At 63.8% G+C, this 16314-nt stretch carries 13 protein-coding genes; 2 read left to right on the forward strand and 11 right to left on the reverse strand.

Features of this window, described 5'->3' with window-relative positions; translation table 11 throughout:
- Nucleotides 1-49 precede the first annotated feature (49 nt).
- The 10 genes from ACYQ1P_RS15435 to ACYQ1P_RS15480 all read right to left on the reverse strand — a co-directional run bounded on the left by ACYQ1P_RS15435 (nucleotide 50) and on the right by ACYQ1P_RS15480 (nucleotide 12333).
- Complete coding sequence (locus tag ACYQ1P_RS15435; RefSeq protein WP_460021233.1) at nucleotides 50-520, reverse strand: DUF4167 domain-containing protein; 471 nt, start codon at nucleotides 518-520, stop codon at nucleotides 50-52.
- A gap of 219 nt (nucleotides 521-739) precedes the next feature.
- The gene (gene prmC, locus ACYQ1P_RS15440) at nucleotides 740-1585 is read right to left on the reverse strand and encodes a peptide chain release factor N(5)-glutamine methyltransferase (protein ID WP_460021234.1); all 846 of its coding nucleotides are present in this window, start codon (nucleotides 1583-1585) and stop codon (nucleotides 740-742) included.
- Complete coding sequence (gene prfA, locus ACYQ1P_RS15445) at nucleotides 1582-2643, reverse strand: peptide chain release factor 1 (RefSeq protein WP_460021235.1); 1062 nt, start codon at nucleotides 2641-2643, stop codon at nucleotides 1582-1584. The genes prmC and prfA overlap by 4 nt, the downstream gene beginning before the upstream one ends.
- Entirely contained in the window at nucleotides 2640-3917 is a 1278-nt protein-coding gene (hemA, locus tag ACYQ1P_RS15450) for a glutamyl-tRNA reductase (RefSeq protein ID WP_460021236.1), read from the reverse strand. Before hemA ends, prfA begins: the two co-directional genes overlap by 4 nt.
- 7 nt (nucleotides 3918-3924) lie before the next feature.
- Nucleotides 3925-5172, reverse strand: coding sequence for a histidine--tRNA ligase (gene hisS, locus ACYQ1P_RS15455; protein WP_460021237.1), 1248 nt, complete (start codon nucleotides 5170-5172; stop codon nucleotides 3925-3927).
- 31 nt (nucleotides 5173-5203) lie between these two features.
- Nucleotides 5204-6430 carry a flavodoxin-dependent (E)-4-hydroxy-3-methylbut-2-enyl-diphosphate synthase gene (gene ispG, locus ACYQ1P_RS15460; protein WP_460021238.1) on the reverse strand — a complete coding sequence of 409 codons (1227 nt, stop codon included), beginning with the start codon at nucleotides 6428-6430 and terminating at the stop codon, nucleotides 5204-5206.
- Nucleotides 6431-6518: 88 nt separating this feature from the next.
- Nucleotides 6519-7664, reverse strand: coding sequence for a RodZ domain-containing protein (locus ACYQ1P_RS15465; protein WP_460021239.1), 1146 nt, complete (start codon nucleotides 7662-7664; stop codon nucleotides 6519-6521).
- Nucleotides 7665-7811: 147 nt separating this feature from the next.
- The gene (gene ptsP, locus ACYQ1P_RS15470) at nucleotides 7812-10073 is read right to left on the reverse strand and encodes a phosphoenolpyruvate--protein phosphotransferase (RefSeq protein WP_460021240.1); all 2262 of its coding nucleotides are present in this window, start codon (nucleotides 10071-10073) and stop codon (nucleotides 7812-7814) included.
- Between the two features lie 3 nt (nucleotides 10074-10076).
- Nucleotides 10077-11102: an NAD(P)H-dependent flavin oxidoreductase gene (locus tag ACYQ1P_RS15475; protein WP_460021241.1), complete on the reverse strand. Its 1026-nt coding sequence runs from the start codon at nucleotides 11100-11102 to the stop codon at nucleotides 10077-10079.
- Between the two features lie 4 nt (nucleotides 11103-11106).
- On the reverse strand, nucleotides 11107-12333 hold the full coding sequence (locus ACYQ1P_RS15480) for an aspartate kinase (RefSeq protein WP_460021242.1): 1227 nt from the start codon (nucleotides 12331-12333) through the stop codon (nucleotides 11107-11109).
- Between the two features lie 112 nt (nucleotides 12334-12445).
- Between ACYQ1P_RS15480 and ubiG the strand changes: the two genes are divergently transcribed.
- On the forward strand, nucleotides 12446-13201 hold the full coding sequence (gene ubiG / locus ACYQ1P_RS15485) for a bifunctional 2-polyprenyl-6-hydroxyphenol methylase/3-demethylubiquinol 3-O-methyltransferase UbiG (protein WP_460021243.1): 756 nt from the start codon (nucleotides 12446-12448) through the stop codon (nucleotides 13199-13201).
- Nucleotides 13202-13204: 3 nt separating this feature from the next.
- Nucleotides 13205-14188, forward strand: a complete 984-nt coding sequence (locus ACYQ1P_RS15490; protein ID WP_460021244.1) for an MDR family oxidoreductase — start codon at nucleotides 13205-13207, stop codon at nucleotides 14186-14188.
- A 28-nt stretch (nucleotides 14189-14216) separates the two neighbouring features.
- On the opposite strand, the gene ACYQ1P_RS15495 is transcribed toward ACYQ1P_RS15490, so the two are convergent.
- A complete protein-coding gene (locus ACYQ1P_RS15495; protein WP_460021245.1) occupies nucleotides 14217-16289 on the reverse strand; it encodes a TRAP transporter permease in 2073 nt (690 codons plus the stop codon).
- Between the last annotated feature and the right edge of the window lie 25 nt (nucleotides 16290-16314).

The raw sequence follows: 16314 nt of genomic DNA on the forward strand, positions 1-16314 counted from the left end.
AAAGGGCGGTCGCAAGACCGCCCCTGAGATCATCGTGACTGACCCGATATCAGGCTGCCGAGACGGTACTATCGCCATCCTCGTTGCCTTGATCGGCATCGTCGTCGTTATCGTTATCGCTGTCGTCGTCCCGATCCTCGGACTCGTCGTCGCTGTCGGACTCGTCAAGGTTGGATTTACCATGGGTGGTCTGCCCCACTTCCTCGGGGAGCGGTTCGCTCATCATGCGGTCTTGACCGGGGGTGCGCGGCGGGCGGTTCTGGGCATTTTCGGCCTGCGCGCTGATGATCCGATAATAATGTTCCGCGTGCTGGTAATAGCCCTCGGCGGTGATCCGGTCGCCCGCCGAAGAGGCGTCCCGTGCCAAAGACAGGTATTTTTCCAATACCTGATGGGCCGTGCCCCGAACCCGGACCTCGGGTCCGTTGCTGTCAAAGCTCTGATTCTTGTTTCCCCCGGGATGGCGCTTGCCGTTCCGTGCGCGGGGACGTTTGTTATTGGTGGGGCCCTTGTTCATCATACCTTGATACAAATGTTGAATACGTTTCACGGCCTTCGCGCGAACGGCCCTCGGGCCATGTTCAGGTTCGATGACGTAACCGATGTCGCGAAAGATGGCTGACCAGACCCGAAAAAAGTCCCCCCGGTCCGGTCCATGGGGCTGCGCGTCCAAGACGTACAAGGCCCTGCGACCAAACTAGTCGGGAACCGTGCGCAATCCAAGCCTTTTTTTAACCGTTTAAGTGCTTTTTCGCTGTCCGAACACACAACGGGGGATGGCGGACAGGTCCTGCCGCATCGAAAGACCGTGCAATCCGGCGCGGCGGAACAATGCGGTCACGTCATCGGCCTGCCCCTGCCCCACTTCCACTGCCAGCCATCCGCCGTCAACCAGATAGCGGGGGACTTCCGCCGCCAGCCGTCGATAGAAATCCAAGCCGTCCGGGCCGCCGTCCAACGCCTGCCGGGGCTCATACTGTCGCACCTCGGGGGCCAGCCCGGCCAGATCGTCGCGGCGGATATAGGGCGGATTGGAAATCACCACATCGAAGCGCCCCCGCACCGGGGCCCACCAGTCGCCGACCACGAAATCGGCACGATCTTGCAGCCCCAGCGCCTCGGCGTTGTCGCGGGCCACCGCCACCGCGCCAAAGGACAGATCCACCCCCAGGCCCGTCGCCTCGGGCAACTCGTGCAACAGGGCCAGCAGCAGGCAACCGCTCCCGGTTCCCAGGTCGAGCAGCCGCGCACGGGGAGACAGGGGCAAGTCCAGGACCGTCTCGATCAGGGTTTCCGAGTCCGGCCGGGGGATCAACGTCTGTTCGTTCACCCGAAACGGCAGGCTCCAGAATTCCCGCTGACCTATGATCTGGGCCAGCGGCTGACGGGCCACCCGACGGTCCAGGGCATCCCGCAAGCGATCCCGCCCCGCCGGGTCGAGCGGGCGCTCCGGATAGCCGAACACGATTTCCGGCGTGAGATCCAAGGCCCAGGCCAGCAGCAGCCGGGCCTCCAGGCGTGGATTGTCAATTCCGGCCGACGCCAGACGGGCCGTGGCCTCGGCCAAGGCCGTGCCAAGGGTCATTGAACTTCGGCCAACCGGGCCGCCTGATCCTCGGCCATCAGGGCATCGAGCAACTCGTCCAAATCCCCCTCCATCACCCGGTCAAGCTTGTGCAGGGTCAGATTGATGCGATGGTCGGTCACCCGGCCTTGCGGGAAATTGTAGGTGCGGATGCGTTCCGAGCGATCGCCGGAGCCGACCTGACTCTTGCGGTCGGCGGCCCGTTCGTCGTCCAGTCTGCGCCGCTCTTCTTCATAGAGCCGGGCGCGCATGACCTTCATCGCCTTGGCCTTGTTCTTGTGCTGGGATTTCTCGTCCTGGCAGGCCACCACGATGCCGGTCGGCAGGTGGGTCAGCCGCACTGCCGAATCGGTGGTGTTCACATGCTGTCCCCCGGCCCCCTGGGAGCGGTAGGTGTCGATGCGCAAATCCCGTTCGTCCAGTTCCACGTCCACATCCTCGACCTCGGGCAGTACCGCCACCGTGGCCGCCGAGGTATGGATGCGCCCCCCGGATTCGGTGGCCGGGACCCGCTGCACCCGATGCACCCCGGATTCAAACTTCAGGCGGGCAAAGACATTCTGCCCCCGGATGGTCGCCAGCACTTCCTTGAAGCCGCCGATACCGGTTTCACTGGCTTCCAGTAGTTCGAAGGTCCAGCGGTGGGCATCGGCATAGCGTTGGTACATGCGGAACAGATCGGCGGCGAACAGCGCCGCCTCGTCGCCGCCGGTGCCCGCCCGGATTTCCAGAATGGCGTTCTTTTCGTCCGCCTCGTCGCGCGGCAACAGCAGGATCCTGATTTGCTGCTCCAGCCCCGGAAGACGTTCCTTGAGGTCGCGCAGTTCCGCCTCGGCCAGCGCCCGCATGTCACGATCCCCGTCTGCCGCCATCTCCTGCAAGTCGGTCTTTTCCTTTTGCAGGTCCCGGAGTTCGTGGATCGCGGCGACGATCGGGTCCAGTTCGGCATATTCCTTGGACAGCTTGACGAAGCCATCCCCATCGCCGCCCGCCGACATCAGTGCACCCAATTCCTCATGTCGCGAGACAATCTGTTGCAGTTTTTCGTCGAGACTCACGATTTGCCCTCCGGCGCTTCCGGAGTGACAAACAGGCGGCGCAACAGCCGTTCCATCTCCACCAGATCCTCGCCGTTGGCGGCGGCGGCGCGCAGCGCCTCGCTGGGGCCGTGCAGCAATCGGGCGACCAGCAAATGCGTCGCCTTGGCGGCATCGTTGCGGGCATCGTCGAGCGCCTGCATCCGGGCCGCCTCGAATGTGTCGCGCAAGGTGGTCAGCGCCGACACCGCTTCGCGCTCCTCTTGTCCGCGCCGGAAGCGGGTGACTTCCTCGTCAAGAATGCGCCAGGCGGTCAACGCATCGGCCTCGCGCTCGATCATCCCATCCAGGGCGACCCGTTCCAGATCCCCCAGATCGTAGAGGAACGCCTCGTCCAGCCGATTGACCGCCGGGTCTACATCTCCGGGAATGCCGGTGTCGATGAGGAATATGGGTTTGCTGCGGCGACGCTTGAGGGCGGCGCGCAGCATGTCCGCATCGACGCTCGGCACCCGGGCCGACAGGGCGGTAATCAGGATATCGGCCTCGGGCAGTTGTTCCGACAACTCCTCGAAGGGCAGCAAATGACAATTCATCTGCTGCGCCAGATGATCTGCCCGACCGGGTTTGGGATGGGTCAGAGTCAAATGGGCCAATCCTCCCTGGACCAGACTCCCGGCCACCAGCTCGCCCATGTCGCCGACCCCGAGCATCAGGGCGCGGCAACGGCTCAGATCGCCGTGCAGATCACGGGCCAGTTCCACCGCCGCCGAGGCGATGGAGACCGGCCGCCGCCCGATCGGGGTTTCCGTGCGCACCCGTTTGGCCGCCGCGTAGGCCGCCTGGATCAGGCTTTCCAGCTCCCCCGCCGTATGCCCGGAATCCCTGGCCAGCCGGTGACAGGCCTTGACCTGGCCGAGCACCTGCGGCTCACCGACCACCTGAGAGTCCAACGAAGAGGCCACGGCGAACAGATGGCGCACCGCCTGCTCGTCCACATGGGCATAAAGCGACGGGACCAGTTCCCCCTCAGACTGCTCGGCCCGCCCGGCCAGCAACTGGCGCAAGGGGCCGATGGCCGCCGTCGGGTCCTCGACCAGAACCAGAATATCCACCCGGTCACAGGTGGAAATCACCAGACTCTGCGGCATCCCGAGCGCCGCGACGCGGTCCAGGAATTCGGCAACTTGGGCATCCTCGACAAACAGCTTGTCGCGTAAACCCAGGGAACTGGATTTATGGTTGGCACCGACCACCAGGGGGCGCAAAACGGGGCGGCTTGAGTCCATGCTCATGGGGTCGTCATGCGTCCTTTTCCATCAGCCGGGCCGCCACCTGATCCAGAGGCACCTCGGACTGTTCGCCGCTGTCCAGATCGCGCAGGGTTGCCGCGCCGCGCGCCAGTTCGTCATCACCAAGCATCACCGCTATTCGGGCGTTGACGCCATTGGCCCGCTTCATCCGCTTTTTCAGATTGCCGGAAAAGCCCAGGTCGGCGGCCACTCCGGCGGCACGCAACTGCTGAGTCAGGGTCAGGGCCACCCCCTGCGCCGCCTCGCCCACCGGAATCACCGCCACCGGACGGGCCGGGTCGGGAATATCGGCAAGCATCAGAGCCAGCCGTTCGACCCCGGCGGCCCAGCCGATGCCGGAGGTCGGCGGCCCGCCCATCTGACCGATCAGGCCGTCATAGCGCCCGCCGGCCAGCACCGTGCCCTGGGCGCCCAGGTCGGTGGTGGTGAATTCGAAGGCGGTATGGCAATAATAATCCAGGCCGCGCACCAGACGCGGATTGAGGTTGTAGGCCACCCCCACCGCATCGAGCCCGGCCAGAAGCTGATCGAAAAAAGCCTTCGAGGCGGCATTGAGACTGTCCGACAGCAGCGGCGCATCGGCCACCACCCGCTTGTCACCCTCGTCCTTGGAATCGAGTACCCGCAAGGGGTTGCGCTCCAATCGCTCGCGGCTGTCCTCGGAGAGTTTGTCCCTGTGGCCGCTCAGATAGGCAACCAGGGTGTCGCGATAGGCCGCCCGGCTTTCGGCGTCGCCGAGGCTGTTCAGTTCCAGGGTGACTCGCTCGCCCAGCCCCAAGGCCCCGAGGAACTGCGCCGCCAGGGCGATCATTTCCACATCGCCCTGCGGAGTCTCGACGCCGAGCAGTTCGACCCCCACCTGATGGAATTGCCGCTGACGCCCCTTTTGCGGGCGTTCGTAGCGAAACATCGGGCCGCGATAAAACAGCTTCAGTGGTAGTTGTTGCTGCAACCCGCCGGAGATGAAGGCCCGCGCCACCCCCGCCGTGCCCTCGGGACGCAGGGTCAAAGATTCGTCGCCCCGGTCGGCAAAGGTATACATCTCCTTGGTGACGATGTCCGAGGTGTCCCCCAGGGTGCGCTTGAACACCTCGGTGAACTCGAAGATCGGGGTGACGATCTCGCCGAACCCGTACAATTCGGCCACCCGGCGGGCGGTCTCCTCCACATGGCGGTGACGGCGCGTTTCCTCGGGCAGAAGATCCTTGGTTCCGCGAACCGGTTGCAGTTTGGCCATAATGAGTCCTCGGGGAAGATGACGCCTGGGGCTAGGGATTTTTCAACGGGTAATGACGCACGATATAATCGTCAACGAGAGTCTTGAACTGGCCGCCCAGGTCGGCCCCCTTGAGCAGGGTGAGCTTCTTGCCGTCTGCATAGACCGGGGCCGAGGGTTCCTCGCCGGTGCCCGGCAGGCTGATCCCCAGACTGGCATTCTTGCTCTCGCCGGGGCCGTTGACCACGCAGCCCATCACCGCCAGGGTGAAGTTTTCCACCCCCACATAGGTCTCTCGCCACATGGGCATGCTGTCACGGATATAGTCCTGGATTTCCGCCGCCAGTTCCTGAAACAGGGTCGATGTCGTCCGACCGCAACCGGGACAGGCGGTGACCATCGGCATGAAGGCGCGCAGGCCCATGGTTTGCAGGATCTGTTGGGCCACCAGCACTTCCTCAGTGCGCGCCCCGCCCGGCTGCGGGGTCAGCGAGACGCGGATGGTGTCGCCGATGCCTTCCTGCAACAGCACCGCCAGGGCGGCGGTGGAGGCGACGATGCCCTTGGAGCCCATGCCCGCCTCGGTCAGCCCCAGATGCAACGCCCAGTCGCCGCGCCGGGCCAGCTTGCGATAGACGGCAATCAGGCTCTGCACCTCGGAGACCTTGCACGACAGCACGATGCGATCCCGGCCCAGGCCCAATGCCTCGGCCCGCAAGGCAGAGGAAACGGCGGATTCCACCAGCGCGTCCTGGGTCACTTCCTCCACCGACTTGGGCTGCGGCAGCTTGGCGTTTTCGTCCATCATGCGGGTCGCCAGGGCCTGATCCAGGCTGCCCCAGTTGACGCCGATGCGTACCGCCTTACCATATTTTGCGGCGACCTCGATCATGGTGGCGAACTTGTCGTCCTTGCTGCGCCCGAAGCCCACATTGCCGGGATTGATGCGCAACTTGGCCAGCGCCTCGGCACAGGCCGGATGGCGAGTCAGCAGTTGGTGGCCGTTGTAATGAAAGTCGCCGACCAGCGGCACGAAAACCCCCTGGGCCTCCAGCTTCTCGCGGATCTGGGGGATGGCCTTGGCCGCCTCGTCATTGTTGACGGTTAGCCGCACCAGTTCCGATCCGGCGCGCGCCAGATCGGCCACCTGGGCCACCGAACGGTCGATGTCGGCGGTATCGGTGTTGGTCATCGACTGCACCACCACCGGCGCGCCGCCGCCGATGATCACATCTTCGACCCGCACGGGCTGGGTGGGTTGGCGTACGATGGCATCCATGAGACGTGTCTTTGTAAAATGGGGTTGCCGGGCAGTCATGCCCCAAGCCGACCCTTGAGGTCAACAGGACGTTGCGCTGACCGGCGATTCAGTTGACCGTTGGGCTGTTGTCCTCGGGCTTTTTCTGTACCACGGCGGTCCCGTCCTTGAGCCTTTCCGGGTCCATGGCCACATTGCGCAGCACCGCGCCCATGGGTCCGATATCCGGCACCACCTCCCCATCGACGGAGATTTCCAACCCTCCGGCATTGCCGGTGACCAGACGCAGCCCCGGCTCATCGGGCACATGGAAGGTATCTCCGGCCCGCAACAGGCGGGTCACCACCAGACGGTTGGTGGTATTCTCGCGCACCTGAATCCAGCTATCCACCCGGGCCTTGACCTGAATGCGGGCCGCTTCCTGTTCGCCGCCGATCACCGGCTGCGCCGCTTGTTGGGTGGCCTCGGGGGCACTGGGAATGTCCGACTGCGCCTCCGGCGGCGTCGGTTCGGATTCCTCTGCCGCCACCGTCGCCGGGGCGGGCTGGATTTCGGCGACCGGAACCTGTGCCGGGGCTGGCTCAGGGGTCGGTTGCGCGACCTTCGCGGCCTCGGGTTCCTGGACCGGCTCGGGGGCGACCGGCTCCGCCGTCACTTCCACGACCTCCTCCTGGGTGGCCGAAGCAGTCTCCGGTTCAGTTGTTTGTTCGATCACGGTCGGGGTCGGGGTCTCGGTCGGGGTCGGCTCCTGGACGTCGCTTGGCGGTTGCTCCCCCTCCGTGGGCGGCAACAGGGCGGACAGGCGGTCCGGCAGCGGCGAGATCAGATCGACCACCGGTCGGTCCTCGGAAGAACTGACGAACCAGGCCCCGTAGCCAATCAAGGCAATGACCAGACCCACCAGCAAAATGGCCCCGCTGGGCACGCCCCGTTCGGTGATCGGTGTCGGCAGTTTCAGGTCGGACTGCGGTCCCGGCCCGGATTCCTGACGGAAGCGGCGCACCACCTCGTCCGCGTCGAGCCCCAGGTATTCGGCATAGCTGCGAATGAAGCCGGTGGCATAGGCCATGCCCGGCAGATCGACGATGCGGTTTTGTTCGATGGCTTCCAGATAGAACTGACGGATGCGCAGGTTCCGTGCCACATCCCCCAGCTCATCGCCATGCTTCAGCCGCGCCGCCCGGAGCAGTTCTCCGACGCGCGGCCCCTTGGCTTGCCCTTGTGCTTGTTCCTGGACGGTCTGTTTCTGGCTCATGGTTGGTGTCGCCCTATCGGCTCCGATCCCGTTCCTCCACCCTGACTAGCGGAAAAACCTTACGTGACGGTAAATATCAGAGGTTCACAAGGAGCTAAAGCGCCAATTTCCCAAATGAGTGGTAAAAAAACAGCCTGGGTGCCGCATTCAGAGCGCGATGTGATGATCCATGGCATACACCCGCAGCCTTTCGCGCAGGCTGTGATCTATGCCCTTCATTTGCGAACGCAGATAGCTGGCCATGGGCGCGACTTCCATGCTGCGGATCATTTCCTTGATCGGAGCAACCGCCGACGGCGACATGGAAAGATGGCGGAATCCCAGGCCGACCAAGGCCATGGCCTCCAAGGGCTTGCCCGCCATTTCGCCGCAGATGGAGACCGGCACATTGGCCCGCGCCCCCTGCAACAGCAAGGTGCGCAGGAAATTCAGGGCGGGCGGCGACAACACATCGTAGCGCTCGGCCATCAACGGCGTTCCGCGATCGGCGGCAAACAGAAATTGAAACAGATCGTTACTGCCCACAGACACGAAATCGACCCGTTCCAACAGCGCCGGCAACTGATAGGCCAGCGCCGGCACTTCCAGCATGACGCCCACCGCAAGCTGCGACGGCAGGGGCACACCCCGATTTTGCGCCCGCTCCAGTTCCATATCCAGCAGCCGACGCAAGGCCTCGAATTCGGCGATTTCGGTCACCATGGGGAACATGACCTTGAGCTCCCGCTCGGCGGCGGCATGGACCAGGGCCCGCAACTGATGGCGCAACATCATCGGCCGGTCCAGGGACATGCGGACGGCCCGCCACCCCATGGCGGGGTTTTCCTCTTCCCCCGGGTCCCAATAGGGCAGCAGCTTGTCGCCGCCCACATCGAGGGTGCGAAAGGCCACCGGCTTGCCCTGCGCCAGATCCAGAACCCGGCCATAGAGCCCCGTTTGATCCTCCACATTGGGCAGCGACGGTCGGGCCATGAAAGGCACTTCGGTCCGATACAGGCCGACCCCGTCGGCCCCGGTTTCGGAGAAGTGAGTCATATCCGCCTGCACCCCGGCATTCATCAACAATTCGATGCGCACCCCATCCAGGGACACAGCCGGTTCATCGCGCAGGGCGGCCTGGGCGACCAGACGACGGTTGCGGAGGGTGACGGTCTCGGTGAAAGCGGTCAGCACGTCGTCGCCGGGACGGACGAACAATTGACCATGATCGCCGTCAATAATGACCAGATCGCCATTTTCAACCCGGCTGAACAGATCGCGCATGCGACCGACCACCGGAATGCCCGCCGCCCGGGCCAGAATGGTGGCATGGCTGGTCGGTGACCCTTCCTCCAGAACCAGCCCCTTGATCAACTCGCGGTCGTAATCCATCAATTCCGCCGGACCCAGGGAGCGGGCCACGAGGATTATGCTGGCGATTCCATCGACCTTGCCGACCCGATGGATCTCGCCGGTCAGATGCTGCAACAACCGGTTGGCCAGATCGTCCAGATCATGCACCCGTTCGCGCAAGTAGGGATCGCTGACCTGATCCATGCGCGCGCGGACGTCCGACTGCACCTTGCGCACCGCCGCCTCGGCGGTCAGGCCGCTGGCCACCGCCTCCTCGATACGCGACAACCATCCGGCGTCTTCGGCAATCATGCGATAGGTTTCGAGAATATCCCGATGTTCCCCCTCGGAGTTTTGGACCATGTTGTCCAGCGCCCCGTGCATGTCGTCCACCGACAGCCGCAGCCGCCGGAGTTCCGCTTCCGGGTCCTCGGCCACCAGCTTGTGCACTTCGATGTTGGGCTGATGCAGCACCGCCTGACCGATGGCCACGCCGCCATTGAGCCGCATCCCCTCCAGCCGCAACGGCAACAGGCCGATGCCATCGACGATGCGGGTTTCATCGCGACTGACCAGCACTCCCCCGGCCACCAGTTCGGCCAGCACCATGGCCACGGTTTCCAGGGTCTCGATTTCCTCTTCGACGTAGTCGCGCGGGGTGACGTTCTGCACCGCCAGCACGCCGAGCACCCGACCGCCGCGCAAAACCGGCACCCCGAGGAAGGAATGGAAGGCCTCTTCGCCGGTTTCCGGTCGAAACACGAAATTGGGATGTTCCTGCGCCTCGCTCAGGGCCAGGGGACGGGCCTGGGCGGCGATCAAACCGACCAGACCTTCACCGACCCGCAGCCGGGTTTGGTGCACCGCCGACAGTTCCAGACCCTGGGTGGCGAACAGTTCGAGCACTTCACCGGCGCGCTGCAGATAGACCGAGCAGACCTCGGCTTCCAGATCGACAGCGATCAGGGTGACGATCCGGGCCAGCTTGTCCGGGTCCGACCCTTGGCCGGCCATGACATCCCGCATTCGGGACAAAAGCCTGCGCGACCCTGTGTAGTTCATGGTCGCAGGTGCCATCTATCAGCCTCCGGCACGACCGGCCAGGGTGGCCTCGGCCTGGGTCACCATCTCGGTGATGATCTCCGCCGTCGATTGTTCCCGGGTGACCAGACCGACACTCTGTCCGGCCATCAGGGAACCGTATTCCACATCTCCGTCAATCACCGCCCGGCGCAATGCCCCGGCCCAGAAATGCTCGATTTGCAACTGAGCTTCCTTGAGTTCCAATTCGCCCGCATCGACCTTGGCGATCATCTGCCGCTGGGTCTCCATGAAAACCTCGCTGCCCTTGTTGGTCAGCGCCCGGACCGGAATCACCGGGAACCGCGGGTCCACCTGCACCGTCGGCACGGCATCGCGCGCCCCGGCCTTGAGGAAGGCCTGCTTGAATTTGGGATGGGCGATACATTCGGTGGCACAGACGAAGCGGGTGCCCAACTGGCAACCGGCGGCCCCCATTTCCAGGTAGCTCACCATGGCCTCGCCGCGCCCGATACCTCCGGCAACGAACACCGGGATCTCGGTAATATGGGGCAGAATTTCCTGCACCAGCACGCTGGTCGCCACCGGGCCGATATGTCCGCCCGCCTCGGCCCCTTCGATGACCAGCGCATCAACGCCACTGCGTACGAGCCGCTTGGCCAGCACCAGCGCCGGAGCGAAACAGATGACCTTGGCCCCGGCATCCTTGATTTTCTTGATCGCCCCGCCGGGCGGCAGTCCGCCTGCCAGCACCACGTGCCCCACTCCCTGAGCGGTGCAGACGTCAATCAGCCCCTCCAACTCGGGATGCATGGTGATCAGGTTGACGCCGAAAGGTTTGTCGGTCAGGGCCTGGGTGGCGGCAATTTCCGCCGCCAACAGATCCGGCCCCATGGAGCCCCCGGCAATGACCCCGAAGCCCCCGGCATTGGAAATGGCCGAGACCAGATGACGCTCGGAAATCCAAGACATGGCACCGCCCATGATGGCGGTCTCGGTGCCGAGAAAGTCCCGGCCGCGCTGCCACAGGTCATTCAGTTTCAGCCGTGGGCTCAGATCATCCATGATCTCACGCCACCGCCGCGTCGAGTTCATAGGCCGTGTGCAGGGCGCGCAGGGCCAATTCCGTATACTCCTCGGCGATCAGCACGCTGACCTTGATTTCAGAGGTCGAGATGACCTGGATGTTGATGCCTTTTTCGGCCAGGGTTTTGAACATCAACTGGGCCACACCGGCATGACTGCGCATGCCGACCCCGATGACCGAGATCTTGACCACGCTGGAATCGCTGACCAATTTGTCAAATCGAAGGGTTTCCTTGCGACTCTCCAGAACCTGCAAGGCGCGGCGGAGTTCACCTTCCGGCACCGTGAAGGTGACATTGGCCGTCTTGCCGTCCTGGGAGATGTTCTGGATGATCATGTCCACATTGACGTTGGCCTCGGCCAGCGGGCCGAACACCGCGCTGGCGACGCCCGGACGATCCTCCAGTCCCACCACGGTGATCTTGGCCTCATCCCGGCTATAGGCGATTCCGCTTACCAGTTCCTTTTCCACGATTTCGTCCTCGTTCACGACCAGGGTTCCGGGAGTGTCCTCGAAGCTGGTCCGGACTTGTAGCCGCACCCCATGCTTCATGGCCATTTCCACCGACCGGGTCTGCAATACCTTGGCCCCCAGGGAGGCCAGTTCGAACATTTCCTCGTATGTGATCTTGTCGAGCTTGCGGGCTTTCGACACGATCCGTGGATCGGTCGTATATACCCCATCCACGTCCGTATAGATATCACAACGATCCGCCTTCAACGCCGCCGCCAGAGCCACGGCGCTGGTGTCTGAGCCGCCGCGCCCCAGGGTGGTCACCCGCCCCTCCTCGCTGAGGCCCTGAAAGCCCGGCACCACGGCTATTTCACCGTCCATCAGCCGATTTTTCAAGTGCTCCACGTCAATGGCGCTGATGCGCGCCTTGGCGTGCACGTCATCGGTTCTAATCGGGATCTGCCAGCCCTGCCAGGAGCGCGCCTGCAACCCCAGTTCCTGCAAGGCCATGGCCAGCAAACCGGTGGTGACCTGCTCGCCGGTGGCGACCACCACGTCATATTCCCGAGGATCGACCGACGCGCCGATCTGTTTCGTGAAATCAACCAGTTGATTGGTCACCCCGGACATGGCACTGACGACGACCGCCACCTGATGCCCGGCATCCACTTCAGCCTTGACCTTGCGGGCGACGTTTTTGATGCGCCCGATATCGCCGACGGACGTGCCGCCGAATTTCTGAACGATGAGTGCCATGATCCTTCCCGCAAAAAAATTCCGCGAACCCGTTGCCGGGCGGCGGCGGCCTATACATACTCTGCACAACAGCGCGAGGCAAGTCCGCCGCGTGCCCGACCGGAGACAGCCGATGACCGAACCCGCCCCCGCCGCCCATCCGAGCACCGCCCTGCCCGAGGAGGTCGCGCGCTTCGCCGCCATGGCCGAGGCCTGGTGGGACCCGGATGGCAAGTTCCGTCCCCTGCACCGTTTCAACCCGACCCGCATGACCTTTATCCGCGACCAAGTGGCCGCCCACTTCGAGCGAGATCCTCTGGGTGACCGCCCGCTGGCCGGATTGCGGGTGCTCGATATCGGCTGCGGTGGTGGGCTGCTCTGCGAGCCGTTGCACCGTCTGGGGGCCTGCGTCACCGGAATTGACGCCGCTGAAAAGAACATTGGCATCGCCGCCGCTCATGCGCAGAGTCTGGGGCTGGACATCACCTACCGGCATGCCCTGCCCGAGGATCTGGTCGCCGAGGGGCTGCAATTCGATCTGGTGACCAACATGGAGGTGATTGAGCATGTGGCCGATCCTTCCCATTTCCTGGCCCTGTCCTGCGCGTTGATCCGCCCCGGCGGGGCGATGACCCTGGCGACCATGAACCGCACCCTGAAGGCGCTGGCGCTGGGCAAGATCGGGGCCGAATACCTGCTACGCTGGCTGCCCGCCGGAACCCATGACTGGCGCAAGTTCGTCCGCCCGTCTGAATTGGCCCACGGCCTGCGCCCTCACGGAGTCCACATCCGGGCGCTGAAAGGTCTGAGCTTCCGTCCGCTGTCCGACCGTTGGGACCTGACCGACGACTTGGATGTCAATTATCTCGCCTTCTGCACAAAGGATTGAGCCATGTTCAAAGCCCTGATCACCGATCGGACCGGCAAAACGGTCACCAACAGCCTCCGCGAGCTCGATGAGGCCTCGCTTCCGGCGGGTGATGTCACCGTCGCGGTCGATTATTCCACACTCAATTACAAGGACGGACTCGTCCTCAACGGTTTGGGCGGGCTGGTGCGCGACTATCCCCATGTGGGCGGCATCGACTTTTCCGGCACGGTCATCGATAGCGATCATGCGGATTACAAGCCCGGTGATGCGGTGGTGCTGACCGGCTGGCGGGTCGGCGAAGTCCAGTGGGGCGGCTACGCGGAAAAGGCGCGGGTGCGCGGCGATTGGCTGGTGCCACTGCCCGAAGGCCTGAGCCTGAAACAGGCGATGGCCGTGGGCACCGCCGGATTCACCGCCATGCTCGCGATCCTGCGGTTGGAGGAACAGGGACTGAACCCGGATCAGGGCGAAGTCTTAGTCACCGGCGCAGCGGGCGGCGTCGGCTCGGTGGCGACGGCGATCCTGGCCCGGTTGGGCTATCAGGTGGCGGCCTCCACTGGTCGGGCGGAGACCCACGCCTACCTGAAAGATCTTGGCGCGACAACGATTCTCGACCGGACCGAATTGGCCGAGCCGCCGCAACGGCCCTTGGACAAGGAACGCTGGGCGGGCTGTGTCGACTCGGTGGGTGGCACCACCCTGGCGCGGGTGCTTGCTCAGGTCAAACACGGGGGGTCCGTGGCCGCCGTTGGGTTGGCTGGTGGCAGCACCTTGGAGACCACGGTTATTCCGTTCCTGCTGCGCGGGGTGAATTTGCTGGGCATCGATTCGGTGCTCTGCCCCCTGGAGCGACGGAAAAGAGCCTGGCAGCGGATCGTCCACGACCTGCCGCTGGAAAAGCTCGACGAGCTCACCCACGAGGCCAAACTGGAGGACCTTCCAGAATTGGCCGGGAAGATCCTCAAGGGCGGCATTCAGGGCCGCACGGTGATCAAGCTGCGATAGGTCGCGGAAACGAAAGTCGGGGCTGCCCTCAGACCATTTTTTTACGGATGTTCAAGAATAAAACCCCGCCGAATACAAGCAATCCGGCTCCATGCACCACAAGCGTCGTCGGCCAAAGCAGGGCCGCGGCGGCCCCCAGGGTCACCCCGCGCAGGGGCCAGGACAGCGGATTTTCCATATGTCCCTGGATGGCCGCCGAAAAAGCATAGAGTCCCGGCAGGGCGAACCCGAAGATGAGGAACACTTCGTTCCAGGTCCCGCCGATCAACGGTGTATAGGCGAACAGCAGGGGCACGATATAAAGGCCCTTGGCGATCTTCCAGGACTGCATCCCGGTGGCCATGGGCGGCGTTCGGGCGATGGCGGCGGCGGTGAAGGCAGCCAGTGCCACCGGCGGAGTGACATTGGAATCCTGACTGAGCCAGAACACGATCAAGTGGGCCGACAACAGGGAATACAGCAGCGCCTGCGGGCCGAGAATCATCTCGTGCAGGGTGCTCGACAGATCCTGTGGGATGAGCGCCATCAGACTGCGCGCCGCCTCTTCGGACATGGGCAGCCCCAGTTCCGCCAGCCGGTCCGGGGCGACCAGCATGAACAGCGCCTTGGCCTCCTCGGGGACGTTCCCGGCGATCAGGGCCTGCAACATCTGGCCGTCGGAAATCAACGCATTGAGCGCCGGGGCCGACAGAGTGCCGAGGACGATATAGGCTGCGGTCACCGGCAGGCCCATGCCGAGCACCAAGGAGGCCAAGCCAATCAGGACGATGGCGATGACCAGACTGTCCCCGGCCCATTGAGTGATCATCAACGAAAAAGTATTGCCGATGCCGGTGGTGGCGATGACATTGACGATCAGGCCGACGGCACAGAGCAAAACCGCCGTCATCACCATGTTGCGCGCCCCCAGGGCCAGCGCCTCGATGATCGCTATCGGCCCCATGCGGTTGGGACCGAGCCAGGAGGCGAGAATCACGGCAACGATACTCAGTCCTGCTGCATAGGTCGGCGTGAAGCCATAGATCAACAGGCCGATCAGCACCGCCACGGGGATGACGAAGGACAAGCCGCCCTGGCGCATGATCTGCATCAGAGAGACCTGTTCGTCATCAACCAGGGTGGCTTGACTGCGCCGGGCCTCGATGCGGACGAAAAAGGCCACGGTGGCGAAATACAGAATGGCCGGCAGGATGCTCACCAGCACGATGGTGTTGTAGGAAATCTGTGTCGTGGTGGCCATGACGAAGGCCCCGGCTCCCATGATCGGCGGCATCAATTGACCGCCGGTGGAGGCCGCCGCCTCGACCCCGGCGGCAAATTTCCCGGGGAACCCGGCCCGTTTCATCAACGGGATGGTGATGACCCCGGTGGAGGCCGTATTGGCCACCGCCGAGCCGGAAATGGTGCCCATCAGCCCCGAGGCCATCACCGCCACCAGCCCCGGCCCGCCGACCGTCTTTCCGGCCACCGCGCGGGCCATGTCGATGACGAACTCCCCGGCCCCCGAACGCAGCAGGAAGGCCCCGAACAGAATGAACATGAAGACATAGGTGGAGGAAATGCGGGCGATATTGCCGAACAGCGCATCATCCCCGTAGACCGAACGGAACAAAATGGTTTCCGGGGTCAGACCGGCGAACTTGAACACCCCGCCAATCAGGCCGCCCCACCAGCCGACGTAACTCAGGGCCAGAATGATCAGGATGGGAATGATCCAGCCGGTGGTGCGCCGGGTCAGTTCGATGGCGACCAGGATCAATGCAATGCCGAGAATCCATTCAGGTAGAGCCAAACGTACCCCGCGGGCATAGATGGCGTCTTCCATGCCAATCATGTACAGCGCTGCAAACGCAGCCAGAAGACCCACCACGGCGTCACTCACCCGCCAGGCAGGGCCGCCGTCTTTTTTGAGCGGATAGAGGATCACCGCCATCAGGGCAAACCCGGCAAAATGCAGGGCATTCTGCCACAGATTTGACAACAGGGAGATGACATTGAACCAGATGTGCATCAACGAGATGCAGACCCCCAACACCATCAGGAGGCGCTCGCGCTGGCTCTGGTCGGCCCATCGGGGGGCGGCGAAAGTGGTCGTCGTCATGAAATAATCGGAGCTGGGGGAACGG

This window comes from Magnetospira thiophila, assembly GCF_054657015.1.

Bases quoted from the DNA above. Each gene is read 5' to 3' on its own strand.
- ACYQ1P_RS15490 (WP_460021244.1), top strand. From the start codon at position 13,205: ATGTTCAAAGCCCTGATCACCGATCGGACCGGCAAAACGGTCACCAAC.
- ubiG (WP_460021243.1), top strand. From the start codon at position 12,446: ATGACCGAACCCGCCCCCGCCGCCCATCCGAGCACCGCCCTGCCCGAG.
- prmC (WP_460021234.1), bottom strand. From the start codon at position 1,585: ATGACCCTTGGCACGGCCTTGGCCGAGGCCACGGCCCGTCTGGCGTCG.
- ACYQ1P_RS15465 (WP_460021239.1), bottom strand. From the start codon at position 7,664: ATGAGCCAGAAACAGACCGTCCAGGAACAAGCACAAGGGCAAGCCAAG.
- ACYQ1P_RS15480 (WP_460021242.1), bottom strand. From the start codon at position 12,333: ATGGCACTCATCGTTCAGAAATTCGGCGGCACGTCCGTCGGCGATATC.
- hemA (WP_460021236.1), bottom strand. From the start codon at position 3,917: ATGAGCATGGACTCAAGCCGCCCCGTTTTGCGCCCCCTGGTGGTCGGT.
- hisS (WP_460021237.1), bottom strand. From the start codon at position 5,172: ATGGCCAAACTGCAACCGGTTCGCGGAACCAAGGATCTTCTGCCCGAG.
- ACYQ1P_RS15475 (WP_460021241.1), bottom strand. From the start codon at position 11,102: ATGGATGATCTGAGCCCACGGCTGAAACTGAATGACCTGTGGCAGCGC.
- ACYQ1P_RS15435 (WP_460021233.1), bottom strand. From the start codon at position 520: ATGATGAACAAGGGCCCCACCAATAACAAACGTCCCCGCGCACGGAAC.
- ispG (WP_460021238.1), bottom strand. From the start codon at position 6,430: ATGGATGCCATCGTACGCCAACCCACCCAGCCCGTGCGGGTCGAAGAT.
- ptsP (WP_460021240.1), bottom strand. From the start codon at position 10,073: ATGGCACCTGCGACCATGAACTACACAGGGTCGCGCAGGCTTTTGTCC.
- ACYQ1P_RS15495 (WP_460021245.1), bottom strand. From the start codon at position 16,289: ATGACGACGACCACTTTCGCCGCCCCCCGATGGGCCGACCAGAGCCAG.